This is a genomic window from Streptomyces sp. NPDC053673 (genome assembly GCF_055585225.1).
This window is the reverse complement of the sequence record NZ_JBVJKN010000012.1, coordinates 60,830-86,931: the sequence shown is the minus strand read 5'-3', so window position 1 is coordinate 86,931 and position 26,102 is coordinate 60,830. Positions and strand designations below refer to the sequence as shown.

Sequence of the window (26,102 nt, the reverse complement as noted above, 5' to 3'; positions counted from 1 at the left end):
TGCACGCACCGGACGCCGCGCGCCCCGCCCTGCGGGCGGACGGCGCTATGTGTCAGACACGACCTAGGACCCGGGTTCCTGAGGCTGCTCCGGCTCCGCGGGGGCCTCGGGTTCCTCCTGCTGCTCCTGCTGCGGCGTATCGGCCGGCTGCTCCGGCTGCTCCTCCTGCCTCGGAGATTCCTTCGGCTGCTGCTCCTGGGTCGGAGGTCCGCCGGTCTGGGGCGGGGACGGGGGGGCGGGCTCCGATACGGCTGGTGGCGAAGGGGACGGCGCCGGGGGCGTCAGCCCGGTGGGCGGCACGTTCGGCGTGGTCCCGCCCGGCGTCCCCGGTCCCGTCGTGGGCTTCTCCGGGCTCTGCGGCGACGGACTCGTCGACGGCGTCGGCTCGGTAGGGCTCTCGGAGAACTCGCGCTCCGTCTTCTCGCTCTTCGACGGCGTCGGCTTGGTCGGGCTCTTCGGCGGCGTCGAGCCCTTGTCGGTCTCGTCCTTGTCGGTCTTCTTGTCCTTGTCGGTCTTCTTGTCCTTGTCCGTCTTCTTGTCCTTGTCGGTCTTCTCGTCCTTGTCGGTCTTCTTGTCCTTGTCCGTCTTCTTGTCCTTGTCGGTCTTCTTGTCCTTGTCGGTCTCGTCAGTGTCGTCCGTGTCGTCGTCGGGTTCCTCTTCGTCGGTGGGTCCGGTGGGCGTCGGCACGAACGGGGCCGGGACCGGGGTCAGGGGATGACGGGGCGCCGGGGCCGGCTTGTCCGTCCCGCCGGTGGCGTCTCCGCGCTCACGGGCGAAGTACGTCTCGTCCTTGGGGTCGTACGCCACGAAGGTCTTCACGGCCGTCGGCGAGGACTGAATGGCCACGGTGTTGGACGCGCGGTATCCGGGCCAGGCCTCGCCCTTCTGCTGGGGCGCGCCGCCGCGGACGATGACAGGGGGCGCCAGCGGGTTCCCGCAGGCGCACCGCACGCGCGGCACTCCGCGGTCGTCGACGAGGACGGCGGTGCCGGCCTGCAACACGGCCTGGTAGGGGGTGGCTTTGCCGTCGACGTAGCTGTGGTTGGTGACCCGGGTGTCCATCCGCAGGGTGAGAGGGGTCAGGGAGCGGAGATAGCCGGGGACCGCGGACGGCGCGATGCCGAGGGCCGATGCGAAGGCGGTGTTCTTTGCGGGCGCGGCGGAGAGTTCGCGGATCTGCATCTCGGTGTCGCAACTGGCGAGCTCCCGGGTCCCGCCGTACAGACCGGGGATCGAACCCCGCACGCCGCGGGTGACGTTGCCTTCGGTCGGCGTCGCGGTGGTGGCCCCGCGTGGCAGGACCGCGGCCGGTTGCGTCGTCGCGGTGGCGCGTGCCGTGGACGCCGTGAAGGGGTCGGGGCCGGTCGAACTCGCGGTCTCCAGGAGGACCTCGCCACCGTACGCGGGTTCGGGGCGGGTGAGGACGATGGCGAGGGCGACGGCCGCGGCGAGCACCGCGGCGATCGACGCGATCCTCGGTATGGAGCGCCACCAGGGGCCCCCGTTGCCCGCTCCGGCGCCCGCGGGGCCCTTGGGACCTGACGGGCCACCGCCGGACGGTCCTGCCCCTCCCCCGCCGCTGGGAGGCCCGCTCGGCGGCCCGCCCGGTGGCTCGGGGGGTGGCGGCGGTGGCGGCTGTTCCGGGCCCGACAGGGGTCCGGACGGGGGTCCGGTGGGTCGGCCTGACGGCGGTTGGGCGCTCACGGGCTCTACTTCCCAGACGTCCCGGACTCCCGCGTTCCGGCGGTCCCGGACATCCCAGCTGTCCCAGAGATTCGGAGAAGCCTTCCCCCAATTGTGTGCTCCGCTCCCGCGCAGCCCGCAAGCCGGACCGGGGTCGGACCCTCCGGCGCGCGGGGAACCTCTTCGCTGCCTACCGTGGACAGAGTGAGCCAGTACCCATCGACCGCAAGGGCCGGTGCCGCACACACCGTACGGGACTGGCGCGACGCGCTGGTGGCGGTCCTCGCGGGCCTCGCCGCCATGATCGTGGTGGCCGCACTGGGTCTGTGGGCGGCGGGCGGGGCGGACCTCCCCGACGGCGCCTTCCCGCATGTCGTCGCCGCCCTCGTCGTCATGGCGGCCGGCGGCACCGTGGATCTCGCCGGGGACGCGGGCTTCGTCGCCGAGTCTCAGGCCGAACTCGCTGTCATGCCCTTGTCCGTGAGCCTCGTCGGCGCCCTGGTGACGGCCGGGTTGTTCCTGCGGCCGCTGCGGCACCGCGCCGTGGCCCGGACCCGTGAGCTGCTCGGCCGGTTCGTCCAGCTCGCGGTCCTGTGGCTGCTGGGGCTCGCGGGGCTCGCCGGACTGGCCCGGCACACCTTCGACCTCTCGCTCGGCAAGGACTCCCTGGTCGGCGACATCGGCGACTTCCTCGACGCCTCGCCGAAGGTCGGCTTCCGGGCGGACGTGGGACTCACGCTCCTCTTCGGCCTGCTGTGGCTCGTCGGTGTGGTCGCGATGGCGCTCCTGGTGTCCCGGAAGGCTCCGCTGCCCACCCGGCTGGTGCGCTTTCAGGAGTCGGTCCGCCCGGCCGCGTTCGCGATGGTCGCGCTGCTGCTCGCGTACGTCGTCGCGGGCCTGTGCGTCGGGCTCGTGGTCGCCGCGACCCGCGGTCACCCGGACCGGACGTTCGCGGTGATCCTGCTGGGCCTGCCCAACATCGCCTGGCCGTCGCTCACCCTCGGCCTCGGCGCCTCCTGGAACGGCCGGGTGGAAGGGCCCTTCGGGCTGCCGATGCCGCAGTCGCTGGACGCTGTCCTGCGCACCGGGGACACGGCGACGCTGAATGTCTCCACGCTCGCCGAGCACAACGCGCAGCTGTGGTGGCTCGTGGTCGTGGCCGTCGTCCTGGTGCTCGCCGCGGCGTTCCTCATGGCGGTGCGCTCACCGGCGCGCATGCGGCCCTGGCAGCACGCCCTGCACATGGGCGTGGCACTGGCTCTCACCGTGCTGGTGGTCTGCCTGCTCAGCCCGCTCTCCGCCCGGTTCGCGCTGTCCCTGATCGGCATCGGGGACCTCGAGGGGCTGGGCGGCGAGGTGCAGCTGCAGCCCCATCTGTGGACGGCCGTTGGCCTCGGTCTGGTCTGGGGGCTCGTCGCCGGGCTGCTCGGTTCCCTGATGGCCGCCCGGGTACGGCGCCGCGGCGAGGTGGAGACCGCCCCCGGCGTCCCGGCCCGGGACCGGCCCCGCGACCGGTCGCAGTGGTACTGACCCGGGTGTACTGGCGTGTTCGTGCAATCTTGTAGTACCTGGGCGTACGGACGTGTACCTGGGCGTACCGGACTTGATTGAAGTCGTTCACCCGCGAAGGTCGTTCACCCGCCGCCGGCGCCTCCCTGACCACCACCCGTACCGGGGGCCGGCGGTGTGGGCCCGCCCGGAGTGACGATCTGCGTCGGCGTCGGGTCGGCGGGCTTCTCCGCCGGAGCTCCGCCCGAGGGCTTGCTGTCCATGGGTACGTCCTGCGGCGGCGATTCGGTCGCGAAGGTGGCCAGCCGCTTGCCGTCGCAGTACACCCACCGCTCGTGTTCGGCTTCGTACAGCCACACCGCCTCGCCGTCCACGAGAATCCCCACGTGCAGACCGCGGGTGCGAGTGCGGAAGGTCTCGCCGTCCACCTGGCCCGCGGCCAGCGACTCCACCACGCTGCGGTAGTCGGCCAGGGCTTTCTCCGCCCGGGCGAGCAGCGGCCGCGGGTCCGCCGTACGGGCGAGCGGCTGCCCGGCCGCCGGCGGGGCCTGCGGTACGGCGATGAGCAGCCGGCCGTCGACCCAGGCCGACCAGCCGTTGGCGCACAGGATCTGGCCCCAGTCGCCGCGCCGGTCGACGAGCTCGACCGGCAGGAAGGGGTCCAGCGGCGCGCTGGGACGGTTGATGTCGGGGGCCTCCCAGGTGGCGATCCCGTCACCGGGGACGACATGGGTGGGCCGGAAGCCCGGCACGGAAACGGAATCGATCACGTCGTCACCGCTCTCTACTTTCGCATGATCGCGGGCTCATGACGTCGCAGCAGCCGGGCGACGACGAACCAGAGCGCGATGCAGTACACCACCAGGACGCCCATGCTGATCAGCCACGCGTCGGCGGCGTGCTCGAACAGCGGGTCGGCGAACTGCTTCTCCGGCACGATTCTGCCGAGGTCGATCGTCGCCGCCGAGGCCGCAAAGCCCCACCGGGCCGGCACCAGCCATGTCAGCTGCTCCAGGCCCACCGTGTCGTACAGCGTCAACAGAGCACCGCAGAAGACGATCTGGACCATGGTCATGAGCACCAGCAGAGGCATGGTGACCTCTTCCTTGCTCACCAGTGCGGAGATGACGAGGCCGACCATCATCGAGCAGAACGCCAGCAGCGCGACGGCCAGGGTGATCTCGATGAGCGGCGGCATCAGGACGCCCTCGCCGCCGGGAGTGTTGAGATTGACGCCGAAGAGTCCGACGAGGGTGATGACGACGGCCTGGACGACCGTGATCATGCCCAGCACCACCACCTTGGACGTCAGATAGGCGGATCTGGACAGCCCGACGGCGCGCTCCCGCCGGTAGATGACGCGTTCCTTGACGAGTTCGCGCACCGCGTTCGCCGCCCCGGTCAGGACCGCACCCACGACCAGGACGAGCAGGGTATTGATCGCGGTTTCCGCGTCGAGTTTTCTGCCGGCCATGAGCCGGGCCATGCCGCCCATCCCGAACGGCAGCGCGACCATGACGAACATGAAGGTCCGGTCGGTGCTCAGCACGGCCACGTAACGCCGTACGAGGGTCTGCAGTTGGGCGACCCACCTCTGCGACTTGGGCGGGGGCTGCGCGAAACCCTGGGGCAGCCGCTCGCGGGCGAGCCGGGGCTGCGCGCTCGCGTCGATGTACTGGCGGTGGAACGGCGATGCGAGGTACTGCCCCGCCCAGTCGCGTCCGCGATCGTTCTCGAACGCCTCGAAGGCTTCGGGCCACTCCTCGAAGCCGAAGAAGGCGAGGGCGTCCTCGGGCTTGCCGAAGTAGGCGACCCGGCCGCCGGGCGCCATCACCAGCAGCCGGTCGCACACCTCGAGGCTGAGCACGCTGTGGGTGACGACGATGACCGTACGGCCGTCGTCGGCGAGGCCTCGCAGCATGTTCATCACCGAGCGGTCCATCCCCGGGTCGAGGCCAGAGGTGGGCTCGTCGAGGAAGAGCAGAGACGGCTTCGTCAGCAGCTCCAGGGCGACGCTGACCCGCTTGCGCTGGCCGCCGGAGAGACTGTGAATGGTCTGCTCCGCGCGCTGTTCGAGGCCCAGCTCACGGATGACCTCCTCGACCCGTGCCTCGCGTTCCGCGGGCGTGGTGTCCTCGGGGAAGCGCAGTTCGGCGGCGTAGCCGAGGGCCCGCCGGACGGTGAGCTGGATGTGCAGGATGTCGTCCTGCGGTACGAGTCCGATGCGCCGGCGCAGCTCGGCGTAGTCGCGGTACAGATCGCGGCCGTCGTAGAGGACGGTGCCGTGGTCGGCGGGGCGCAGTCCGGTGAGCGCGTTCAGGAGGGTCGACTTTCCGGCGCCGCTGGGTCCGACGACGGCGAGCAGGCACTTCTCGCCGACGGGGAACGAGACATGTTCGAGGAGGACCTTGCGGCCCTCGTCGACGGCGACGCCGAGATCCTGGACGTCCAGCGAGACCTCGCCGGAATCGACGAACTCCTGCAGCTCGTCGCCGACGAGGCGGAACGCGGAGTGGCCGACGCCGATGATGTCCCCGGCGGAGACCGTGGCGAGGGTGATGGGCTGCCCGTTGAGATAGGTGCCGTTGTGGCTGCCGACATCGGCGATCTCGAACGTACCGTCCGGTTGGATGCGCAGTTCGGCGTGGCGGCGGGAGACCACGAGGTCGTCGATGACGACGTCGTTGTCGGCGCCGCGGCCGATGCGGACCGTTCGGGTGGGCAGCGGGCGCACGGTGGTGGGCTGCTGGAACGTGCCGGTGGCGGAGGGCATGGAGACGGCGGAGAGGCGGGCCTCGCCGGGCGGGCGCGGCGACGCGGGCTCCGGCGGGGCCGCCGAGCCGACGAGGACCGCGCGGGGGCCGTCGTCGGGGTTGCCGAACCGTATGACGGTGCCGGGACCCACGTCCGACTCCTGGATGCGGCAGCCCTCCGCGTAGGTGCCGTTGGTGCTGTTCGCGTCCTCCAGCGTCCATTGGCCGGCCACGGTCCTGAGGACGGCGTGGTGCCACGACACCCGGGCGTCGTCGAGGACGATCTCGCTCATGGGGTCGCGGCCGACGTGGTACACCCGGCCCGGGCTCATCAACGTCGAGCCCCCGTCGGTTTCGATGACCAGCTCGGGCGCGGTCGGCGCTGCGGGCCGCTCAGCCATGCCTCGATCTTATCTTTTGATCTCTTTGCTCGCCCGATGTCGGCTTTGCCCGCCTGATGCCGGCCCGCCGGCGCGGCGGACCGGGGTCGGGTGGCGACGAGGGTGGCCCCGGTCGCCTTCACCACGGACCGGACCGGGGCGCCGACCGGGCGGCGCGCCGTCAGGCGACGGAGGGGACGACCTGGGCCGGTATGCGCGGCTCGTCGTGGTGGATCGGGGTGTGCGCGCCGGTCAGTGAGATCCCGCTGCCGCCGCGCCGGCCGGCGACGATCTCCGCCGCGATCGACAGGGCCGTCTCCTCGGGCGTACGGGCGCCCAGGTCGAGGCCGATCGGCGAGCGCAGCCGGGCGAGTTCCAGCTCGGTGACGCCGACCTCGCGCAGCCGTGTGTTGCGGTCCTCGTGGGTGCGGCGGGAGCCCATCGCGCCGACGTAGGCGACGGGCAGCTTCAGCGCCAGTTCCAGCAGGGGGACGTCGAACTTGGCGTCATGGGTGAGGACGCACAGCACCGTACGGCTGTCGGTCGGGGTCGACTCCAGGTATCTGTGCGGCCAGTCGACGACGATCTCGTCCGCCTCGGGGAAGCGCAGTTTCGTCGCGAAGACCGGGCGGGCGTCGCACACGGTCACGTGGTAGCCGAGGAACTTCCCGACCCGCACCAGCGCGGACGCGAAGTCGATCGCACCGAAGACGATCATCCGGGGGGCGGGGACGCTCGACTCGACGAGCAGGGTCAGCGGCCGCCCGCAGCGGGCGCCGTCGGCGCCGATGACGGCGGTGCCGGTACGGCCGGCGTCCAGCATGGCGCGGGCCTCGCCGGCGGCGGTGCGGTCCAGTTCCGGGTGGCCGCCGAGGCCGCCGTCGTACGAGCCGTCCGTACGGACGAGCAGGGCGCGGCCCATCAGCTCGGCGGGTCCGTCGATGATCCGCGCGACCGCCGCTGCCTCCCCTCGCGCGGCGGTGGTCAGCGCGGCCGCGAAGATCTCCCTGGCGGGAGAGTCCGCGCGTACCGGGGTGACGAGGATGTCGATGATCCCGCCGCAGGTCAGACCGACGGCGAAGGCGTCCTCGTCGCTGTACCCGAAGCGCTCGAGGACGGTTTCGCCGTCCTCGAGCGCCTGCCGGCACAGGTCGTACACGGCGCCCTCGACGCATCCCCCGGAGACCGACCCGATCGCCGAGCCCTCGCCGTCGACGGCGAGCGCGGCACCGGGCTGACGGGGCGCACTGCCGCCGACCGCCACCACGGTGGCGACGGCGAAGTCACGCCCTTGCTCGACCCACCGGTGCAGCTCGTCGGCGATGTCCAGCATGTCTTCTCCTCAGGGGGTCGGGGAATGCGCGGGGGCTGGGTCCCGTCCGCCCGATCTTGCCTCGGGCTCGATCGGGCGGACAGGACCTGGGCGGGGTCAGTGGACCCCCAGCCACCCTTCGATCGGGTTGAGGGCGAAGAACACGATGAAGATCGCGGTCAGGCCCCACATGAAGCCGCCCACCTCACGGGCCTTGCCCTGGGCCGCCTTGATGGCGACGTAGGAGATGACTCCGGCGGCCACACCCGGGGTGATGCTGTAGGTGAACGGCATCAGCACGACGGTGAGGAAGACCGGGATGGCGACCGAGCGGTCGCTCCAGTCCACGTGCTTGGCGTTCTGCATCATCATCGCGCCGATAACGACCAGGGCCGCGGAGGCGACCTGGGGCGGCACGATCGCGGTGAGCGGCGTGAAGAAGAGGCACGCGGCGAAGAACAGGCCGGTGACGACCGAGGCGAGGCCGGTCCTGGCTCCCTCTCCGACGCCGGTGGCCGATTCGACGAACACGGTCTGGCCGGAGCCGCCCGAGACACCGCCGATCGCACCGCCGGCACCGTCGATGAACAGCGCCTTCGACAGACCGGGCATCCGGCCCTTGTCGTCGGCGAGGTTGGCTTCGGTGCCGACACCGATGATGGTGGCCATGGCGTCGAAGAAGCCGGCCAGCACCAGCGTGAAGACGATGAAGCCGACGGTGATCGCCCCGACGTCGCCCCAGCCGCCGAACTCGACGTGTCCGAAGAGCGAGAAGTCGGGCATGGAGACCGCGCTGCCGCCGAGCTCCGGCGGGGCCATGTTCCATGCCTTGGCGTCGAGGCCGGCCACGTTGTGGACGACGACCGCGACCACGGTGCCGACGACGATGCCGATCAGGATCGCGCCGGGGATCGCGCGGGCCTGCAGCATGAAGATCAGGAGCAGGGTGAAGCAGAAGATCAGGACGGGCCAGCCCGCGAGCTCGCCGCCGACGCCGAGGGTGACCGGCGGTCCGAACTCCGAGCCCTTGCCGACGAAGCCCGACTTGACGAGGCCGATCAGGGCGATGAACAGGCCGATGCCCATGGTGATGCCGTGCTTCAGCGGGAGCGGGATCGCGTTCATGATCAGCTCACGCAGACCGGTGACCACCAGGAGGCAGATCACCAGGCCGTATGCCACGCACATGGCCATGGCCTGCGGCCAGGTCATCTGGGGCACTACTTGCGAGGCGAGAACGCCGGAGACGCTCAGGCCGGCCGCGAGGGCGAGCGGAACCTTGCCGACGAAGCCCATCAGCAGGGTGGTCGCGGCGGCCGCGAAGGCAGTCGCAGTGATGAGTCCCGGCTGGCTGAGGACATTGCCCGCAACGTCCTTGCCATTGAGGATCAGGGGGTTGAGCAAAAGGATGTACGCCATCGCCATGAAGGTGGTGATGCCGCCGCGCACCTCACGCGCGACCGTCGATCCTCTTTCGGATATGTGAAAGTACCGGTCGAGCCAAGACCTACCGGCGGGGACGTGCGAGCCGGGGCCCGCGTCCTCCGATGCGGTCTTGGGCTCCACTGACGACTGGGTCATGGTGCCTACTCCCAAGGTTCAAAGGGGCACCCGCATAAGACTTGGAACGTCAGACAAGCTGCGGGATTTGGGATCTTGCGTTGGCTGCACGACCCGGGGGACGGCCCGAGACGAACGGGGCTGCAGATCGGGGAGCCACGGGGACTGGCTCGACTCTGCAGTTCTTCGGGTGTTGCTGGGTGTTGCCGGGTGTTGCTGCTGACCGCGAGCGGTGCGGCTCCGGGTTGGAGGCGGTCCGGGGACGAGTCCCCGGGTCACCTCCGCTCCGGTCGGGGGAGGGGTCCAGGGGACGAGTCCCCGGGTCACCTCCCCTGGAGGGGAAGCGGTCCGGGAGACAGGTCCCACGGACCACCTCCGCCCCGGAGGGGGAAGCGGTGCGGGGACGAGTCCCCGGGCCACCTCCCCCGAAGAGGGGAAGCGGTCCGAGGACGAGTCCCCAGGTCACCTCCCCCGGAGGGGGGGTTATGGGGGCCGGGGGGGACGAAGTCCCCCCAACCCCCCGGAGGGTTACGTGCCGGTGAGGTGCTCGGGGCGTACCGGCGTCCTGTTGAGCTCCAGCCCCGTCGCGTTCCGGATCGCCGCGAGGACGGCCGGGGTGGACGACAGGGTCGGGGCCTCGCCGATGCCACGGAGCCCGTACGGGGCGTGCTCATCGGCCAGTTCGAGCACATCGACCGGGATGGTCGGCGTGTCGAGAATCGTGGGGATCAGATAGTCCGTGAAGGAGGGGTTGCGCACCTTCGCGGTCTTCGGGTCGACGATGATCTCCTCCATGACCGCCACGCCCAGGCCCTGGGTGGTGCCACCCTGGATCTGGCCGACGACGGACAGCGGGTTGAGCGCCTTGCCGACGTCCTGGGCGCAGGCCAGCTCGATGACCTTGACCAGGCCCAGCTCCGTGTCCACCTCGACGACCGCGCGGTGCGCGGCGAACGAGTACTGGACGTGGCCGTTGCCCTGACCGGTGCGCAGGTCGAAGGCCTCGGTGGGACGGTGGCGCCACTCGAGCTCCAGCTCGACGGCCTCGTCCTCCAGCACATCGACCAGGTCGGCGAGGACCTCGCCGCCGTCGGTGACGACCTTGCCGCCTTCGAGCAGCAGCTCGGCGGTGGCCCAGGCCGGGTGGTAGGAGCCGAACTTGCGGCGGCCGATCTCCAGGACCTTCTCGCGGACGGCCTCGCAGGAGTTCTTGACCGCGCCGCCGGTGACGTACGTCTGGCGGGACGCCGAGGTGGAGCCGGCGGAGCCGACCTGCGTGTCGGCCGGGTGGATCGTCACCTGCGTGACGCCCAGCTCCGTGCGGGCGATCTGGGCATGGACGGTGACACCGCCCTGGCCGACCTCCGCCATCGCGGTGTGCACGGTCGCGACCGGCTCACCGTTGATGACCTCCATGCGCACCTTGGCGGTGGAGTAGTCGTCGAAGCCCTCGGAGAAGCCGACGTTCTTGATGCCGACCGCGTAGCCGACACCGCGGACGACGCCCTCGCCGTGCGTGGTGTTGGACAGACCGCCGGGCAGGGCGCGTACGTCCGCGTCACCGCCGGCGACCTCCCACTGGCGCTCCGGCGGGAGCGGGCGGGCCTTGATGCGGCGCAGCAGCTCGGCCACCGGGGCCGGCGAGTCGACCGGCTGGCCGGTCGGCATGATCGTGCCCTGCTCCATGGCGTTCAGCTGCCGGAACTCGACCGGGTCGATACCCAGCTCCGCCGCCAGCTTGTCCATCTGCGCCTCGTAGGCGAAGCACGCCTGGACGGCGCCGAAGCCGCGCATCGCGCCACAGGGCGGGTTGTTGGTGTAGAGCGCGATCGCCTCGATGTCGACGTCGTCGATGACGTACGGGCCGACGGAGAGGGAGGAGGCGTTGCCGACGACCGCCGGGGAGGCCGACGCGTAGGCGCCGCCGTCCAGGACGATCCTGCACTTCATGTGCGTGAGCTTGCCGTCCTTGGTGGCGCCGTGCTCGTAGTAGAGCTTCGCCGGGTGGCGGTGGACGTGCCCGAAGAAGGACTCGAACCGGTTGTAGACGATCTTGACTGGCTTGCCGGTGCGCAGCGCCAGCAGGCAGGCGTGGATCTGCATCGACAGGTCCTCGCGGCCGCCGAAGGCGCCGCCGACGCCGGAGAGCGTCATACGGACCTTCTCCTCGGGCAGGCCGAGGACCGGGGCGATCTGGCGGAGGTCCGAGTGCAGCCACTGGGTGGCGACGTACAGGTCGACACCGCCGTCCTCGGCGGGTACGGCGAGGCCGGACTCGGGGCCGAGGAAGGCCTGGTCCTGCATGCCGAACGTGTACTCGCCCTTGACGATCACGTCGGCGCGCTTCGCGGCCTCGTCGGCGTTGCCGCGGACGATCGGCTGGCGGTGCACGATGTTCGGGTGCGGGACGTGACCGATGTGGTGGTCGTCGCGACCCTCGTGGACCAGGACCGCGCCGGGCGCGGTCGCCGAGGCCTCGTCGGTGATGAGCGGCAGCTCGGCGTACTCGACCTTGATCTTGGCGGCGGCGCGGCGCGCGGTCTCCGGGTGGTCGGCGGCGACCAGGGCCACCGGCTCGCCGTGGTGGCGGACCTTCTTGTGCGCGAGGACCGGGGTGTCCTGGATCTCCAGGCCGTAGTTCTTCATCTCGGCCGGCAGGTCGTCGTACGTCAGCACCGCGTACACACCGGGCATCGCCACGGCCTCGGAGATGTCGATCGACTTGATCTCGGCGTGCGCGACGGTGGAGCGCAACGTCTGGCCCCAGAGCATGTCCTCGTGCCACATGTCCGAGGAGTACGCGAACTCACCGGTGACCTTGAGGGTGCCGTCGGGGCGCAGCGTGGACTCGCCGATGCCGCCCTTGGTCTGCGATCCCTGGGTGACCTTGGTGGGTGTGCCTGCCGGGACGGCGGCGACTCGTGGATTCAGCGCCATGGTGCTCAGACCGCCTCTTCCTGACGGGCGGCCGCGAGGCGGACCGCGTCGAGGATCTTCTCGTAGCCGGTGCAGCGGCAGAGGTTGCCGGAGAGCGCCTCGCGGATGTCCGCGTCGGACGGGGAGGCGTTGCGCTCCAGCAGCTCGTCGGCCGCGACCAGCAGACCCGGGGTGCAGAAGCCGCACTGCACTGCGCCGGCGTCGATGAACGCCTGCTGGATCGGGGCGAGTTCCACGCCTTCGCCGGTCTGCGAATCGGTGCCTTTCGCGTTCCACTGCTGGGCTTCCTGCAGGGACGTGCCGCAGGCGCCGGTGCCACAGGCACCGCCGTGCTCGGAGCGCTGCTTGGCGAAGTCCGCCAGACCCTCGACGGTGACGACCTCGCGGCCCTCGACCTGACCGGCGGCGACCAGACACGAACACACCGGCACCCCGTCGAGGCGGACCGTGCAGGAGCCGCACTCGCCCTGCTCACAGGCGTTCTTGGAACCGGGCAGGCCCAGGCGCTCACGCAGCACGTAGAGGAGGCTCTCGCCCTCCCAGACGTCGTCGGCTTCCTGCTTACGGCCGTTGACCGTGAAATTCACGCGCATGGTTATGCAGCTCCTTCAAGCGTGCGGCCGGTGCCGCGGTACTGCTCCCAGGTCCAGCCGAGCGTGCGGCGGGCCATGATGCCGACCGCGTGACGGCGGTACTTGGCGGTGCCACGGACGTCGTCGATCGGGTTGCAGGCGGCGGAGGCCAGCTCCGCGAACTGCTTGGCGATCGAGGGAGTGATGATCTTGCCGCTCTCCCAGAAGCCGCCTTCTTCGAGCGCGGCGTTCAAAAACTCCTCGGCGGCCCTGGCGCGCACCGGGGTGGGCGCGGCCGAGCCGATGCCGGTCTTCACCGTGCGGGCCTCGGGGTGCAGAGCGATACCGAAGGCGCACACCGCGATGACCATCGCGTTGCGGGTGCCGACCTTCGAGTACTGCTGGGGCCCGTCGGCCTTCTTGATGTGGACGGCCCTGATGAGCTCGTCCGGGGCGAGCGCGTTGCGCTTCACGCCGGTGTAGAACTCATCGATGGGGATGAAGCGCGCACCCCGTACGGACTCGACCTCGACCTCGGCGCCGGCGGCCAGCAGGGCCGGGTGGGCGTCACCGGCCGGGGACGCGGTGCCGAGGTTGCCGCCGACGCCGCCGCGGTTGCGGATCTGCGGCGAGGCGACGGTGTGCGAGGCGAGTGCCAGGCCGGGCAGCTCGGCCCGCAGGTTCTCCATGATCTGGGTGTACGGGACGGAGGCGCCCAGACGGACGTTCTCCTCGCCGACTTCCCATTCGCGCAGCTCGACGATGCGGTTCAGGTCCAGGAGGTACTCGGGCCGCCGGTGGTCGAAGTTGATCTCGACCATGATGTCGGTGCCACCCGCAATGGGCACAGCGGTGGGGTGCTCTGCTTTGGCAGCGAGCGCCTCCTCCCAGCTGGCGGGGCGAAGGAAGTCCATGAGTGGCTCTCTTCTACGTGATTCGGTCGTTCTCAGGGGCTGGGGACGGCCGGCCCTGGACTGGTTATTCATGTCCTGTTAACGCGGTGTGGCCCAAGTACACAAGCACCGTCCCGCCCGGTGCAGTCACCGAAACCATGAAGGAGTTGGCTGGTCGCCACCCTCGTCTTGTAGATTCGAACGAAAGGCGAGGCTCAGTAACCTCTCCGCTTTCCTCCCGAAACCAACGGCACACCCATCAGCACAGTCCAACGGCAACAACGAGACAGATCGGCGGCGACGAGATGCGGCTGCGCGCACTGCTGGAGACCGACGCGCTGGGACTGCGGCTGCTCGGCGGCGACGACGAGCTGGACCGCACCGTCCGCGGCGTGATGACGACCGACCTACGGGACCCGAGCCGCTACCTCTCGGGCGGTGAGCTGGTCCTCACCGGGCTCGCCTGGCGACGCACCGCCGATGATTCCGAGCCTTTTGTACGTATTCTCGCAAGCGCGGGGGTCGCGGGGCTCGCGGCGGGCGAGGCGGAGCTCGGAGACATCCCCGACGACCTCGTGCAGGCGTGCGTACGGCACCGGCTGCCGGTGTTCGCGGTCAATGAGGACGTTGCGTTCGCGACGATCACCGAGTATGTGGTGCGACAGGTTTCCGGCGAGCGGGCCGGGGATCTGGCCGCCGTCGTCGACCGGCACCGCCGGCTGATGACCTCCGGACCCACGGGCGGCGGCCCCGAGGTGGTTCTCGACCTCCTCGGCTCCGACCTGGACCTTCGGGCCTGGGTCCTCTCCCCCACCGGCCGGCAGATCGCGGGGGCCGGTGAGCCGCTGACCGCCGAGGCGAGCGCCGCGCTCGCCGCGGAGCATCTGACGGCGACCCGGACCGGACGGCGCGGCCCGCACCGCGCGACCGCCGCGGGCGTCACCTATTCGCTCTTCCCGATCCGTAACACCGGACGCGGCGCCGTCCCGGCGTCCCGGGACGTCCGTGAGACCGTGCTGTCCGACTGGCTGCTCGCGGTCGAGGCCGACGCCTCCGACTGGCCCGCGGCCCGCCTCGACCTGCTGCAGGGCGTCACCCAGCTGATCGCCGTCGAGCGGGACCGGCGCGACGCGGCCCGTACGGTACGGCGCCGGCTCGCCCAGGAGGTCCTGGAACTCGTCCAGGCCGGCGCCGCGCCCGCCGAGATCGCGGCCCGGCTGCGGGTCGCCGCACCCGTACTGCTCCCCGGCCTCGGCACCGCGCCGCACTGGCAGGTCGTCGTCGCGCGCGTCGAGTGGGAGCAGGAAGGCGGCGATGCCCCGATCGAGGCCGGCCCCGTCACCCAGTCGCTGCTGGAGGAGATCCTGGTCGACCCCGCGACGACGGGTTCGGACTCCGCCGACCGCATCGCCGTGGCGCACACCGGGGACGAGGCGATCGCGCTCGTGCCCCTGCCCGCGGTCACCGTCACCGCGGACGCCGACCTGCTCGACAGCACACCCCCCGACATGGCCGACACGGCCGGCATCGGGCTGCACGCGGACGCCCTGCTCGCCGCCGTCCGCGACCCTCTGTCCGCGGGGCTCGACGGCGACGGCCGCCTCACCCTCGGCGTCAGCGCCGCCGTCCACTCGGCGGAGGGCCTGCGCGGCGCCCTGGAAGAGGCCCGGCACGCCCGCCGCGTCGCCGCGGCACGCCCGGGCCGGGTGTGCGCGGCCGGCCACCACGAGCTCGCCTCGCACGTCCTGCTGCTGCCGTTCGTCCCCGACGACGTCCGCCGGGCCTTCACGGCACGCCTCCTCGACCCGCTGCGCGACTACGACCGCAGGCACCGCGCGGAACTGATCCCGACCCTGGAGGCGTTCCTGGACTGCGACGGCTCCTGGACGCGCTGTGCGACCCGGCTGCACCTGCATGTGAACACACTGCGGTACCGGGTGGGCCGGATCGAGCAGCTGACGGGGCGGGACCTGTCGCGACTCGAGGACAAGCTGGACTTCTTCCTGGCGCTGCGGATGTCCTAGGCCCTGTCCGGGCGATCTTGTCGGGGCCGCGACGCTCCCCCAGAGCTTCGCCTGGGTGGGGGTGCCCCCGGCGCAGCCAGGGGGAGTACCCCCAGCTGCGGCACCTCGCTGCGTTGTCGGAGTCGCCCAAGTACACCCAGTACGAGGGCGATCTCCCCCAGCTGCCGCTGGGAGGTGCCCCCACCGCCTTGCGATGCGTCCCCTCGGCCCTCCGGGCCTGGGGAGACCCCATGCATCCGACGCCGCGGCCTGTTCCTCGAAGATCGCCCGGACAGGACCTAGTGCCGCGACCGGCAATGTTTGCCCGACAGGGCAAAGCTCGCCGGGAGGGGCACTAGGCGGAGGCGCGAGCGTGGGGGCAGGACCCCCGCGCCCTCCGGCGGGGCGCCGGCTTCGCGCCGCGCAACCTTCACCTCCGGTGTGGGAGTTCGGCCACGGCCGGTTTCCCACAGCGCCGGATGTCAAACGGCGTACGCCCGTTCACCCGAATTGACGACAAGCTGACCAGTGGCCGTTGAATCCCGGCGAATTCCATCCGCCTGCACCGGTTGAACCCACGGCGATTGTGAATTCATTCACCAGACCTCTTGGCCAGGCACGCTGATCCATGCTGAGATTCGGTCTGACTCAACAGCACAATGGCGCGCTCGGGGAGGGCAATGTGGCGCATACCGCCATGTCTGGTTACGGAACCACAGCAGGTGACGATCCACTCCAGACCGCGGTATGGCGGCTGCGTTCGCGCGGCTGTTGGGCCGACGCGGCGGCGCTGCTCGCCCCGCACACCGGGTCTCCCGCGCTCACGCTGCAGCGCGCGGCACTGCTCGTCGAGCGCTGTCTGTTCACCGGCAAGGGCTGGGAGGACGCGGAGGACGCCCTGCGTACCGCGGAGGCCGCGGCCGGCGACGACGACGAGCGGGGCGCGGCGGCCTGCGAACGCGGGCAACTCGCGTACGCGTCGACCGTGCTGAGCGTGCGTGACCGGGCGGACGAGGCTCGCGCCGCGCTCGGCCGGGCGGCCGCCCTGCTCGATCCGTCCGCGCCCGGCCGCCCTCTCCTGGACTTCCGCCGCGGTCTGATCGCCGAACACCTCGCCGACTCCCCGCAGGCCGCCCGCGCCGCCTACCAGCGCGCGCACGCGGGCGCCGTCGCCCACGGCGACACCCTGCTGCTCTCGTTCACCTGGCGCCATCTCGCCGCGCTCGCGCTGCGCGACGGCGAACTGGCCGAGGCCCGGCACGGCTTCACGGAGTCGCTCCGTATCCGCGAGGAGCTGGGTTATCTCATCGGCACGGCCCCGGCGCTCGCCGCCCTCGCCGACACCGAACCGGAGCCGGAGGCGGGCCGGTTGCGCGCCGAGGCCACCCGGTTGTTCCGGTTGCTGGGTGGCGTACCGACGTGGCTCGCGGACCAGTTGGCACCACCGGCGCCGGCGGCCTGACGCATCCCCGTCCGGCACGGACCGGCGAACCCCTCCCGAACCGCCGGACCAGGGCCTCTCGTTCGGATCAGGCCGGATCAGCGAGCGGGGTCCGGTGCCGTGCATCGCAAGGCGGAGAAAGGAGCCACTGCGGTGGGGGCACCTCCCGTGCCCGAAGGGCTACGGGGGACATTGGCGACTGACGACAACACAGCGAGGTACGGCACCGGGGCACGCGAGCCCGGCCTGATCCGAACGAGAGGCCCTAGCGACCTTCGGCTCGTCTCCCGGGCGGACGCCGCGACGAAAGTCGCAGGCACGATCGTCCTTCGAGCCGACGAGGCCCGGCGGCACGGCCCCTAGCGTGATCCGCATGAACAGTGACACGGGGGAAACCACCGACGGGCGGACGTGGAAGCGCACCGCCCTGGGTGTCGCGGCGGGGCTTCTCGCCGCGGGGGCCGTCTGCGCGCTCGTGTGGTGGCTGGGCTGGGGGTTTCGCTGGGGCATCGCCTGGCTCTCCGCCAAAGCCGCCGTGAAGGTGGGCTTCTTCGTCGCCGCGGGAGGCATCGGGGCCCTCTCCGTGTGGCGGCACAAGCGCAGCGAAGCCCAGGCCGATGGGCAGGGCGAAGCACCGGCCGAAACGCAGGGCGAGGCACAGGCCGAAGGTGCGAAAGAGACGCGCTGAAGCCCGTGTTGGCCCGCGTGGCAGTCCGCGCCCGACCTCAGTGCGCAGACCGCGCCGTCAGGCGGATCAGGGCCTCGTCCGTGCCGATGACCACCGACCGGTCCGCGACCACCGCCACCGCGCGGACCGGCGGGCCCGGGCGGAAGCCCAGGACCTCGCCCGTTCCGAAGTCGTGGAGCTCCACGAGGCCGTCGGCCCAGGCGACCGCCAGGGCCGGGCCCTCGCCCGAGAGGGCGACCACGGGACAGGAACGCTCGGCGACAGGGGCGGACGCCGGAGGCCTGCCCGGGGACCAGGTGCGGACCGTGCCGTCCGCTCCTCCGCTGCAGACCAGCGGTGCGGGACGGCGGACCACGGTCAGGCACGTGACCCGGCCGCGGTGCGGGGCCGCCTGGTGCACGCCCCGCGGACCGAACGCATGCAGCGAGCCGTGCCGGTCGCCGGCGAGTACGAGGCCGTCGGTGGCGGCCAGCGCCGTGCCCGGGTGCTTCGCCAGCGTGGCGGTGACGGCTTCCGTCAGGGGCGTACGGCCGTGGGTGTGCAGACGTCCCCGCTCGTCCAGCATCAACAGGGTGCCGTCGGGTACGGGCGCGAGTGCCCTGATCCGTACGGGCATGGGGGCGGAGCCCGCCGCGGGCTCGGCGTCGGCAGGGTGCAGCGAGCGGACCGTACCGCGCTGGTCCGCCACCAGGAGATGGCCCGCCCAGCGGCCGGTGCCGTTGGCGAGTGCGGCCACCGGACCCGGCCAGGGCGGGCTGACGTCGCCGCGTATCCGGGTCCAGTCGGCCTGCCAGGGCGCGTCGGCGGCGAGTTCGGTGAGGGCGGGGCGCAGCCGCGGGTCCGCGTCGTCACCGAGAGCGGTGAGCAGGACCAGGGCCCGCCCGGAGACCGGCTGGTCGCGGATCAGCGACGGGCCGGCCCGGAACCAGGCCGACCGCAGGCCGCCGTGGTCGCCCTGCGGGTCGCCGTGGTGCTCGTACGCGGTCGTCACCCGTGACGGGTCCGCGGCGCACACCGCGGCGGGGTCGTCCAGGGCCGGCGCGGCGCCGGCCACGTCCGCCGCCTGCGACCGGGTCCCGGTGATCAGCTCGATGTGGCCCAGATCCCTGAGCGCGCACACGAGTTCGGCGATCGCGTCCGGATCGTGGGCGGCGTTCAGATCGGGCAGGACGACCACCCTCCGGCGGGCGTCGGCCGTCAGGGCACCGACCAGCTCGCCCGGTGTCCGCGCGGCCACTCCGAGCTGGTTCGCCAGAGCCCACACCGCACCTCGTACGCTCTGGCCCGCGAGCAGAACAACCGCGTCCGGCAACGGCCCCGCCTCAGCCGTCCGCGCCGGTGAAATGTTCCCGCACCAGCGAGTTCACCACCGCCAGGTCCTGAGCGATCAGCGCCTCCAGCAGCGCCGAGTGTTCGGCCGCGTCGGCGACGAGGTCCGCCCTGCGGGGGGCCGGGGAGCTCACCAGCGGCCACTGGGAACGGCGATGGAGATCGTCCGCGACGGCGACGAGCTGGTCGTTGCCGGCGAGGGAGAGGACCGCCCGGTGGAAGGCGCGGTCCGACTCGGCGTAGCTGGCACGGTCGCCGATGGCCGCGGCCGCCGCGGTCGCCTCGGCGAGGGGCCACAGCTCCGCCCAGCGGGCGGCCGGGACGGTGCGGGCGAGGCGGAGCATGACCGGGACCTCGAGGAGGGCACGGACCTCGGCCAGCTCGGCGAGCTCGCGGGCGCTGCGCAGAGTGACGCGGAAGCCGCGGTTCGGGATGGTCTCGACCGCCCCTTCGAGGGCGAGCTGCTGCATCGCCTCGCGTACGGGGGTGGCGGAGACGCCGAAGCGCATCCCGAGGGCGGGCGCGGAGTAGACCTCGCCGGGGCGCAGCTCACCGCTGACGAGGGCGGCCCGCAGGGCCTGAAGGATCTGGCCGCGTACGGAATGGCGGCGTACGACGGTGCCGGGTGCGGGTGGCTCGCTGTGCGTGTGCTCACCGCGCGCCTCCTCACCGCGGCTCTGGCCGGGGCCCCCGCCCGGGACCTGCTCACCGCGGACCTGCCCGGGGACGGAGGCGGGCGCGTAGGGACGTACCGCGGCGCTCGCGCGCGCTCTGCCCTGCTCCACTCGGGTCCTCCTCCGGCTTCGTACCGGGCCCGGCTCGCGTGGCACAGGTCCCCTGTGCACGATAGGCGGACGAGGGCGGAGTTCAAACATCGATCGCTTCGGGTAAGGTAAGGCTAACCTGCTGACGATCGCGATTCGGTGGTCCCTGCATGACCGTCCCCGCTGTCCTCCCCAGCTCGCGGCCTGCCGCTTCCTCGCCCCTCACGGACGCGTACGCGCGCCTGACAACGGCGTTTCCCGGCTTGCGCGTCCAGGAGCTGACGGACGGCGAGCAGGCCCCCCGCGGGGCCGGCTGGGCCGCGGCGGCTGACCTCGCGGCGGGCGGTCCCGCCCTCGACGCCTTCCTGGCCTGGGACAACGCACAGGTGCTGCGTGACTACGGACAGCAGGCCCGCGCCGACGTCGTCGCCAGCTTCGGACTCCACCGGTACGCATGGCCGGCCTGTCTGCTGATCACGGTCCCCTGGTTTCTGGACCGCCGGGTGCCCCGACTGCCCGTCGCCAACGTGTCCGTCCACCGGGCCCTCGGCCGGATGACCGTGCGGGTGCGTGACTTCGCCTGCCTTCCCGGCGACCCGGCCGCGGCGCTGCCCGGCGCCCGGATCGTGCCGGACGAGGAGGCGCTGCTCTCGGAGGTGCGGGACGCCGTCGCCGAGCACATCGGACCCGTGCTCGACGGATTCGGGCCGCGGATGCGGCGCGGCAGGCGGGCCCTGTGGGGCATGGCCACCGACGAGATCGTCGAGGGGCTCTGGTACGTCGCGCATCTGCTCGGCGAGGAGCGGCGCGCGATGGCGGAGCTGGAGGCACTGCTGCCCGGCACCACCAAGCCGTACGTCGGCACGGCCGGTTTCCGTGAGCTGAGCGGTCCGGGCGGCGAGCCACTGCCGACCCGCGACCGGGCGAGCTGCTGCCTCTTCTACACGCTGCGCCCCGAGGACACCTGCGTCACCTGCCCTCGCACGTGCGACGCCGACCGCGTCCGGAGGCTCAGCGCCACGGAGGGCTGACAGCGGCCGCCTCACGCCACGCCACTCATCCAGGTGGCATAAATCGAACTCAAATCCCTTCGCTCTGAGGTGTGTTCGAGCAGAACGCACCTATTCGTATGCCCTGATGCTCTCTTGGCGTTCTCTTGCCCCGAAACCCTCTGACCGCCCCGTGACTTCGGCCAATATGGCGCCCGAAAACGCCTACCGCGATGCAGATGCAAGGGACACCGCATGAGACTGACCGAGATATCGCTGGACTGGCTGCTTCCGGCTGGCGTGTTGCTCGCGGGGGTCGTGGCGGCGGTGGCGGTGCTCGCGCGCAACATGCGCGCCCGTGACGGTTCCGCGGCCGACGACTCCTGGGAGCGCAGCGAGGAACGCCGCCGGCGTAAAGAGGCGGTCTACGGAACCGCCTCCTATCTGCTTCTCTTCTGCTGTGCGGCGGTCGCCGCGGCGCTTTCGTTCCACGGTCTGGTCGGCTTCGGCCGGCAGAACCTGAACCTCTCCGGCGGCTGGGAGTACCTGGTCCCGTTCGGCCTCGACGGCGCCGCCATGTTCTGCTCGGTACTCGCCGTGCGCGAGGCGAGCCACGGCGATGCCGCCCTGGGCTCCCGGCTGCTGGTGTGGACGTTCGCGGGTGCGGCCGCCTGGTTCAACTGGGTCCACGCGCCGCGCGGTCTGGATCACGCGGGCGCCCCGCAGTTCTTCGCCGGCATGTCGCTGTCGGCCGCGGTGCTCTTCGACCGCGCGCTGAAGCAGACCCGCAGGGCCGCGCTGCGCGAGCAGGGCCTGGTGCCGCGCCCGCTGCCGCAGATCCGCGTCGTACGGTGGCTGCGGGCGCCCCGCGAGACCTTCGGCGCCTGGTCGCTGATGCTGCTCGAAGGCGTACGCACGCTGGACGAGGCGGTCGACGAGGTCCGCGAGGACCGACGGCAGAAGGAACAGACCCGGATGCGCAGGCGCGACCAGGAGAAGCTGGAGCGGGCGCACCTGCGGGCACTGAACCGGCAGCACCGGGCGTGGGGCCGCGCTCGCGGCGGCGGGCGCCAGGTCGATGTCCCCACCCTGAGTGGTCCGGCGGGCTCCGCACCGGCCGTCGGGCCGGTCGCGGAGCCTGCCATAGCCGAGCCGGGACAGCTGCCACTGCGCCCCCGGCCCTCCCTTCAGGCCGTGAAGGGCACTGAGCCCGTCACCGTCGACCTCACCGCGGAGGACGACACACAGGCGCTCCCGCGTCTGGACTCCCTCGAGCAGAAGCTCAAGCATCTTGAGCAGCAGTTCGGCTGAAGCGGCAGCCGACGAGCCGGTACGGCGGGCGGGCGCGATCCCTACCGATCAGGTCTGCCCGCCGGCCAGTTCGAACCACACCACCTTGCCCAGTTCGTGCGCCCGCACTCCCCACGCGTCCGCGAGGCTCTGCACCAGGACGAGCCCTCTGCCGTGCGTGCTGTCGTCGGACGCGGCTCTGGCGTGCGGCTCGGCCGGGCCGCTCGTGAAGTCCCGTACCTCGACCCGGAGCCTGGCGGGCGCGACGGTGGCCGTCACGACCGCGCCGTCGTCCGTGTGGATCAGTGCGTTGGTCACCAGCTCACTGGTCAGCAGCTCCGCCACCTCGGCCGAGCCCGGCTCGCCCCAGTGCCCCAATAAGTCACGAAGGGCCCGCCGCACTTCCGGTACGGCCCTGAGATCCGCGCGCCCCACACTGCGACGCAGCTGCGCAGGCCCGGACCTTCCCTGACGTCTCGTCATCATCCCCCACCGCACGTCGGAACGGTCCTCTCCTCTTCGAGACGGCACTCGCACGAGCGCCCACGACATGCATGCCCCGCCCCGGTGCCGCCACGCATGCCGGTTCACGCCGCGTCATCGGCGGGGCACTCTCCGCGTCTCAGGGCCGTGGCACGTTCCGCAGGTTCGACCGGGCCATCTGGACCATGCGGCCCACCCCGCCGTCCAGCACGATCTTGCTGGCGGAGAGCGCGAAGCCCGACACCATCTCGGCGCTGATCTTCGGCGGGATGGAGAGCGCGTTCGGGTCCGTGACCACATCGACCAGGGCCGGGCCCCGGTGCTGGAAGGCGTCCTTCAGGGCGCCCGCGAGCTGCTTCGGCTTCTCCACGCGCACGGCGTACGCACCTGCCGCCCGCGCGATCGCCGAGAAGTCCGGGTTGTGGTTCGTGGTGCCGTACGACGGCAGTCCGGAGACCAGCATCTCCAGCTCGACCATCCCCAGCGAGGAGTTGTTGAAGAGGACGACCTTCACCGGCAGGTCGTACTGGACGAGAGTGAGGAAGTCGCCCATCAGCATGGCGAATCCGCCGTCGCCCGACATCGACACGACCTGTCTGCCGCGGTCGGTGAACTGCGCACCGATGGCCTGCGGCAGCGCGTTCGCCATCGAGCCGTGGCTGAAGGAACCGATGACGCGGCGCCGTCCGTTGGGCGTGAGATAGCGGGCCGCCCATACGTTGCACATGCCCGTGTCGACGGTGAAGACGGCGTCCTCGTCGGCGAGTTCGTCGAGGACGGAGGCGACGTACTCGGGGTGGATCGGGATGTGCTTCTCCACCTTGCGGGTGTACGCCTTGATGACGCCCTCCAGCGCCTCGGCGTGCTTCTTCAGCATCTTGTCGAGGAAGCGCCGGTCGTTCTTGATCCGCACCCGCGGGGTGAGACAGCGCAGCGTCTCGCGTACGTCGCCCCACACGGCCAGGTCCAGCTTGGAGCGGCGGCCGAGGTGCTCGGGCCGGACATCGACCTGGGCGATCTTGACGTCGTCGGGGAGGAAGGCGTTGTACGGGAAGTCCGTGCCGAGCAGGATCAGCAGATCGCACTCGTGGGTGGCCTCGTACGCGGCGCCGTAGCCGAGCAGTCCGCTCATACCGACGTCGTAGGGATTCTGGTACTGGATCCACTCCTTGCCGCGGAGCGCGTGGCCGACGGGTGACTTGATGCGCTCCGCGAACTGCATGACCTCGTGATGGGCGCCGGCCGTCCCGCTACCGCAGAACAGCGTGACGCGGTCCGCGTCGTCGATCATGCGGGCGAGGGCGTCGACCTCCGTGTCGCCGGGGCGGACCGTCGGGCGGGTTGTCACCAGGGCGTGCTCGATGGACTTCTCGGGGGCCTGCTGGGCGGCGATGTCCCCGGGGAGCGAGACGACGCTGACCCCGCTGCGGCCGATGGCGTGCTGGATCGCGGTCTGGAGCAGCCTCGGCATCTGCTTCGGGCTGGAGATGAGCTCGCTGTAGTGGCTGCATTCGCGGAACAGCTGGTCGGGGTGGGTCTCCTGGAAGTACCCGAGGCCGATTTCGGAGGACGGGATGTGGGAGGCGAGGGCGAGCACGGGCGCCATGGAGCGGTGGGCGTCGTAGAGGCCGTTGATGAGGTGGAGGTTGCCGGGGCCGCACGAGCCGGCGCAGGCCGCGAGCCTGCCGGTGATCTGCGCTTCGGCGCCGGCCGCGAAGGCGGCGGTCTCTTCGTGGCGTACCTGGATCCACTCGATGGCGCTGTTGCGCCGGATGGCGTCGACCACGGGGTTGAGACTGTCGCCCACGACTCCGTACAGCCGCTGCACGCCCGCGCGGGCGAGGATGTCGACGAACTGTTCTGCGACGTTCTGCTTGGCCATGGGTCCATCTATCCATGGCCGGGTGAGCGACGCCTCTCGTGTTACGCCTCCCAGACGGCGCACGCCGTGCGGTCGTCGGCGTAGCCCTTCACCCTGAGCTGGGTGTCGGCGAGATACGCAGCGAGGCCCGGCGGCTCGGCCGCGGCCCAGCGCTGCGCGAGTTCCCCGGCGAGGGCCGGCTCGCTGCGCAGCGGATCGGCGAGGCCGGCGCTGCACAGGAGGAGGGTGTCGCCGGGGCGGGCCACCGAGGCGCGGAAGCGGAAGGGCTCGGCCGGCGGCGGGACGGGGGCTTCGACGTACGGGGACGGAGGTGTGGCGATGCCCAGGTCCATCGTGAGCCGGTCGTCCCCGGTCTCCTCCGGCGCCGGGGATCCGTAGCCGACGACCGGCTCGCCGGTGACGGCCGAGGGCTCGGGCACGACGGGTTCGAGATCCTGCCAGCCGCCGTCGCGGAGCCGGAAGAGCCCGCCGCCGCCGATGCCGAAGAACACCCGGGTGCGGCACGCGGGGTCGGCGGAGAGCAGCAGGCACCTCAGGTTCGCCGTGTACTCCTCGGGGGGCAGGCCGAGTTCGGCGGCGCGGGCGCGGAGCCTGCCGAAGGAACGGTCGGTGAGCCGGTGCAGCCCGGACTTGAGGTCGCCCCGGCGACCCGACCTGATGTCGTCGGCGAGCCGGGCGTGGCTGCGGCCCACAGCTCCGCCGATCCAGCGGCAGGCGTCGGCCGCGGCGAGATGCGCTCCTTCGGTGGCGCGTGCGCCGGTGGCCACGGCCACCAGCACCAGGGCGCCCTCGCCCGCGCCGAAGCGCGCGGTCAGCAGCGCGTCGCGCCGGGGCTCGCCCCGGTAGCGGGCGGAGTCGCCGCGCACGGACGCGGCCCGCAGGGTGTACGTCCCGTACCGCGCGCCGTCCAGCACGGTGTCGGCGACGAGCTCGTCCAGCTGCTGCGGGCGTGCGGCGGGCAGCGCGGTGGGCTCGGCGTCGTAGGTGGGCGGCCGGTCCCCGACGTGCCCGGTGCGCGGGCGCGGGAGCGCCGCGGGCCGGGGCGGCGCATCCGGTGCGGGCACATCCGGACCGGGCACAGCCGGTGCGGGCACAGCCGGTGCGGGCACAGCCGGTGCGGGCACGTCCGGCTGCCGGGGCGCGGCGGCGTGCGGCGGGGTGGCAACCGGCGGGCCGGCCGCGGCGGGCGCGGACGGCTCCGGTCGCGCCGGGGCCGTGGACGGTGGCGTACGGGGGCGGGGTGGTGCGGGAGCGCGCTGCGGGCGAGGCGGGGCCGCGGGTGCTTCCCACGGCGCCCCGCCCTGCTGGGGGGACGGGTCCCACCAGGCGCGGGGGCGGTGCTCGGGCGCCGCCTCGGGAGGCACCACACCCACCGTGTCCGCCGCGGAGTCGAAGCGGTCGTCGAGGGTGTCGCCCGCCCCCTGGTCGGGTCCCGTGTCCGGTGCGGACTCGTCGTACAGCCGGTTCCACCAGTCGTCGCCGGCGGCGGGCCTCTCCCCCTGCTGACTCATGCCCATATTGTCCACGGCGGCGGCCGCACGAAAACGGAGCATTCCGAAAATCGATCCCGAATCTGTCCGCACATGGGTCCACCGGGCGGCCCGCCCCCCACGGGAAGGCCGCCCGGCGGACGT

The 26,102-nt window shown here is 71.9% G+C and carries 19 protein-coding genes; 6 read left to right on the top strand and 13 right to left on the bottom strand.

Annotated elements, in window-relative coordinates:
- Positions 1–63 precede the first annotated feature (63 nt).
- Complete coding sequence (locus ACZ6ZQ_RS19070) at positions 64–1,455, bottom strand: DUF6777 domain-containing protein (RefSeq protein ID WP_469769662.1); 1,392 nt, start codon at positions 1,453–1,455, stop codon at positions 64–66.
- Between the two features lie 432 nt (positions 1,456–1,887).
- Between ACZ6ZQ_RS19070 and ACZ6ZQ_RS19065 the strand changes: the two genes are divergently transcribed.
- Positions 1,888–3,213, top strand: a complete 1,326-nt coding sequence (locus ACZ6ZQ_RS19065; RefSeq protein ID WP_469769661.1) for a streptophobe family protein — start codon at positions 1,888–1,890, stop codon at positions 3,211–3,213.
- Positions 3,214–3,317: 104 nt separating this feature from the next.
- On the opposite strand, the gene ACZ6ZQ_RS19060 is transcribed toward ACZ6ZQ_RS19065, so the two are convergent.
- From ACZ6ZQ_RS19060 to ACZ6ZQ_RS19030, 7 genes are all read right to left on the bottom strand, one after another.
- Positions 3,318–3,962 carry an SH3 domain-containing protein gene (locus ACZ6ZQ_RS19060; RefSeq protein WP_469769660.1) on the bottom strand — a complete coding sequence of 215 codons (645 nt, stop codon included), beginning with the start codon at positions 3,960–3,962 and terminating at the stop codon, positions 3,318–3,320.
- A 14-nt stretch (positions 3,963–3,976) separates the two neighbouring features.
- The gene (locus tag ACZ6ZQ_RS19055) at positions 3,977–6,346 is read right to left on the bottom strand and encodes an ABC transporter ATP-binding protein/permease (protein ID WP_469769659.1); all 2,370 of its coding nucleotides are present in this window, start codon (positions 6,344–6,346) and stop codon (positions 3,977–3,979) included.
- Between the two features lie 160 nt (positions 6,347–6,506).
- Positions 6,507–7,658 (bottom strand): XdhC family protein, encoded by a 1,152-nt coding sequence (locus ACZ6ZQ_RS19050; RefSeq protein ID WP_469769658.1) that lies wholly within the window; start codon positions 7,656–7,658, stop codon positions 6,507–6,509.
- Positions 7,659–7,754: 96 nt separating this feature from the next.
- Positions 7,755–9,218, bottom strand: coding sequence for an NCS2 family permease (locus ACZ6ZQ_RS19045; protein WP_469769657.1), 1,464 nt, complete (start codon positions 9,216–9,218; stop codon positions 7,755–7,757).
- Positions 9,219–9,725: 507 nt separating this feature from the next.
- On the bottom strand, positions 9,726–12,134 hold the full coding sequence (locus tag ACZ6ZQ_RS19040; RefSeq protein ID WP_469769656.1) for a xanthine dehydrogenase family protein molybdopterin-binding subunit: 2,409 nt from the start codon (positions 12,132–12,134) through the stop codon (positions 9,726–9,728).
- A gap of 5 nt (positions 12,135–12,139) precedes the next feature.
- Complete coding sequence (locus ACZ6ZQ_RS19035; protein ID WP_469769655.1) at positions 12,140–12,727, bottom strand: (2Fe-2S)-binding protein; 588 nt, start codon at positions 12,725–12,727, stop codon at positions 12,140–12,142.
- Positions 12,728–12,729: 2 nt separating this feature from the next.
- Positions 12,730–13,620 carry an FAD binding domain-containing protein gene (locus tag ACZ6ZQ_RS19030; protein ID WP_469769654.1) on the bottom strand — a complete coding sequence of 297 codons (891 nt, stop codon included), beginning with the start codon at positions 13,618–13,620 and terminating at the stop codon, positions 12,730–12,732.
- A gap of 284 nt (positions 13,621–13,904) precedes the next feature.
- Between ACZ6ZQ_RS19030 and ACZ6ZQ_RS19025 the strand changes: the two genes are divergently transcribed.
- From ACZ6ZQ_RS19025 to ACZ6ZQ_RS19015, 3 genes are all read left to right on the top strand, one after another.
- Positions 13,905–15,623, top strand: coding sequence for a PucR family transcriptional regulator (locus ACZ6ZQ_RS19025; RefSeq protein ID WP_469769653.1), 1,719 nt, complete (start codon positions 13,905–13,907; stop codon positions 15,621–15,623).
- A 676-nt stretch (positions 15,624–16,299) separates the two neighbouring features.
- Positions 16,300–17,064, top strand: coding sequence for a hypothetical protein (locus tag ACZ6ZQ_RS19020; RefSeq protein WP_469769652.1), 765 nt, complete (start codon positions 16,300–16,302; stop codon positions 17,062–17,064).
- A gap of 352 nt (positions 17,065–17,416) precedes the next feature.
- Complete coding sequence (locus ACZ6ZQ_RS19015) at positions 17,417–17,731, top strand: hypothetical protein (RefSeq protein ID WP_469769651.1); 315 nt, start codon at positions 17,417–17,419, stop codon at positions 17,729–17,731.
- A 37-nt stretch (positions 17,732–17,768) separates the two neighbouring features.
- Here ACZ6ZQ_RS19015 and ACZ6ZQ_RS19010 read toward each other — a convergent pair whose 3' ends face one another.
- Positions 17,769–19,043, bottom strand: coding sequence for a WD40 repeat domain-containing protein (locus tag ACZ6ZQ_RS19010; protein ID WP_469769650.1), 1,275 nt, complete (start codon positions 19,041–19,043; stop codon positions 17,769–17,771).
- A 10-nt stretch (positions 19,044–19,053) separates the two neighbouring features.
- Complete coding sequence (locus ACZ6ZQ_RS19005) at positions 19,054–19,845, bottom strand: GntR family transcriptional regulator (RefSeq protein ID WP_469769649.1); 792 nt, start codon at positions 19,843–19,845, stop codon at positions 19,054–19,056.
- Between the two features lie 149 nt (positions 19,846–19,994).
- Between ACZ6ZQ_RS19005 and ACZ6ZQ_RS19000 the strand changes: the two genes are divergently transcribed.
- Both ACZ6ZQ_RS19000 and ACZ6ZQ_RS18995 read left to right on the top strand, forming a co-directional pair.
- Complete coding sequence (locus ACZ6ZQ_RS19000; RefSeq protein WP_469769648.1) at positions 19,995–20,855, top strand: (2Fe-2S)-binding protein; 861 nt, start codon at positions 19,995–19,997, stop codon at positions 20,853–20,855.
- A gap of 213 nt (positions 20,856–21,068) precedes the next feature.
- The gene (locus ACZ6ZQ_RS18995) at positions 21,069–22,124 is read left to right on the top strand and encodes a DUF2637 domain-containing protein (RefSeq protein ID WP_469769647.1); all 1,056 of its coding nucleotides are present in this window, start codon (positions 21,069–21,071) and stop codon (positions 22,122–22,124) included.
- Between the two features lie 48 nt (positions 22,125–22,172).
- On the opposite strand, the gene ACZ6ZQ_RS18990 is transcribed toward ACZ6ZQ_RS18995, so the two are convergent.
- The 3 genes from ACZ6ZQ_RS18990 to ACZ6ZQ_RS18980 form a co-directional block, all read right to left on the bottom strand.
- The gene (locus tag ACZ6ZQ_RS18990) at positions 22,173–22,589 is read right to left on the bottom strand and encodes an ATP-binding protein (protein ID WP_469769646.1); all 417 of its coding nucleotides are present in this window, start codon (positions 22,587–22,589) and stop codon (positions 22,173–22,175) included.
- 136 nt (positions 22,590–22,725) lie between these two features.
- Positions 22,726–24,468, bottom strand: a complete 1,743-nt coding sequence (locus tag ACZ6ZQ_RS18985; protein WP_469769645.1) for a pyruvate dehydrogenase — start codon at positions 24,466–24,468, stop codon at positions 22,726–22,728.
- Positions 24,469–24,509: 41 nt separating this feature from the next.
- Positions 24,510–25,979 (bottom strand): protein phosphatase 2C domain-containing protein, encoded by a 1,470-nt coding sequence (locus tag ACZ6ZQ_RS18980; protein ID WP_469769644.1) that lies wholly within the window; start codon positions 25,977–25,979, stop codon positions 24,510–24,512.
- Positions 25,980–26,102: the final 123 nt, after the last annotated feature.

Bases quoted from the DNA above. Each gene is read 5' to 3' on its own strand.
- ACZ6ZQ_RS19045 (WP_469769657.1), bottom strand. From the start codon at position 9,218: ATGACCCAGTCGTCAGTGGAGCCCAAGACCGCATCGGAGGACGCGGGC.
- ACZ6ZQ_RS19025 (WP_469769653.1), top strand. From the start codon at position 13,905: ATGCGGCTGCGCGCACTGCTGGAGACCGACGCGCTGGGACTGCGGCTG.
- ACZ6ZQ_RS18980 (WP_469769644.1), bottom strand. From the start codon at position 25,979: ATGAGTCAGCAGGGGGAGAGGCCCGCCGCCGGCGACGACTGGTGGAAC.
- ACZ6ZQ_RS19050 (WP_469769658.1), bottom strand. From the start codon at position 7,658: ATGCTGGACATCGCCGACGAGCTGCACCGGTGGGTCGAGCAAGGGCGT.
- ACZ6ZQ_RS19030 (WP_469769654.1), bottom strand. From the start codon at position 13,620: ATGGACTTCCTTCGCCCCGCCAGCTGGGAGGAGGCGCTCGCTGCCAAA.
- ACZ6ZQ_RS18990 (WP_469769646.1), bottom strand. From the start codon at position 22,589: ATGATGACGAGACGTCAGGGAAGGTCCGGGCCTGCGCAGCTGCGTCGC.
- ACZ6ZQ_RS19020 (WP_469769652.1), top strand. From the start codon at position 16,300: ATGTCTGGTTACGGAACCACAGCAGGTGACGATCCACTCCAGACCGCG.
- ACZ6ZQ_RS19040 (WP_469769656.1), bottom strand. From the start codon at position 12,134: ATGGCGCTGAATCCACGAGTCGCCGCCGTCCCGGCAGGCACACCCACC.
- ACZ6ZQ_RS19015 (WP_469769651.1), top strand. From the start codon at position 17,417: ATGAACAGTGACACGGGGGAAACCACCGACGGGCGGACGTGGAAGCGC.
- ACZ6ZQ_RS19035 (WP_469769655.1), bottom strand. From the start codon at position 12,727: ATGCGCGTGAATTTCACGGTCAACGGCCGTAAGCAGGAAGCCGACGAC.
- ACZ6ZQ_RS19000 (WP_469769648.1), top strand. From the start codon at position 19,995: ATGACCGTCCCCGCTGTCCTCCCCAGCTCGCGGCCTGCCGCTTCCTCG.
- ACZ6ZQ_RS18995 (WP_469769647.1), top strand. From the start codon at position 21,069: ATGAGACTGACCGAGATATCGCTGGACTGGCTGCTTCCGGCTGGCGTG.
- ACZ6ZQ_RS18985 (WP_469769645.1), bottom strand. From the start codon at position 24,468: ATGGCCAAGCAGAACGTCGCAGAACAGTTCGTCGACATCCTCGCCCGC.
- ACZ6ZQ_RS19055 (WP_469769659.1), bottom strand. From the start codon at position 6,346: ATGGCTGAGCGGCCCGCAGCGCCGACCGCGCCCGAGCTGGTCATCGAA.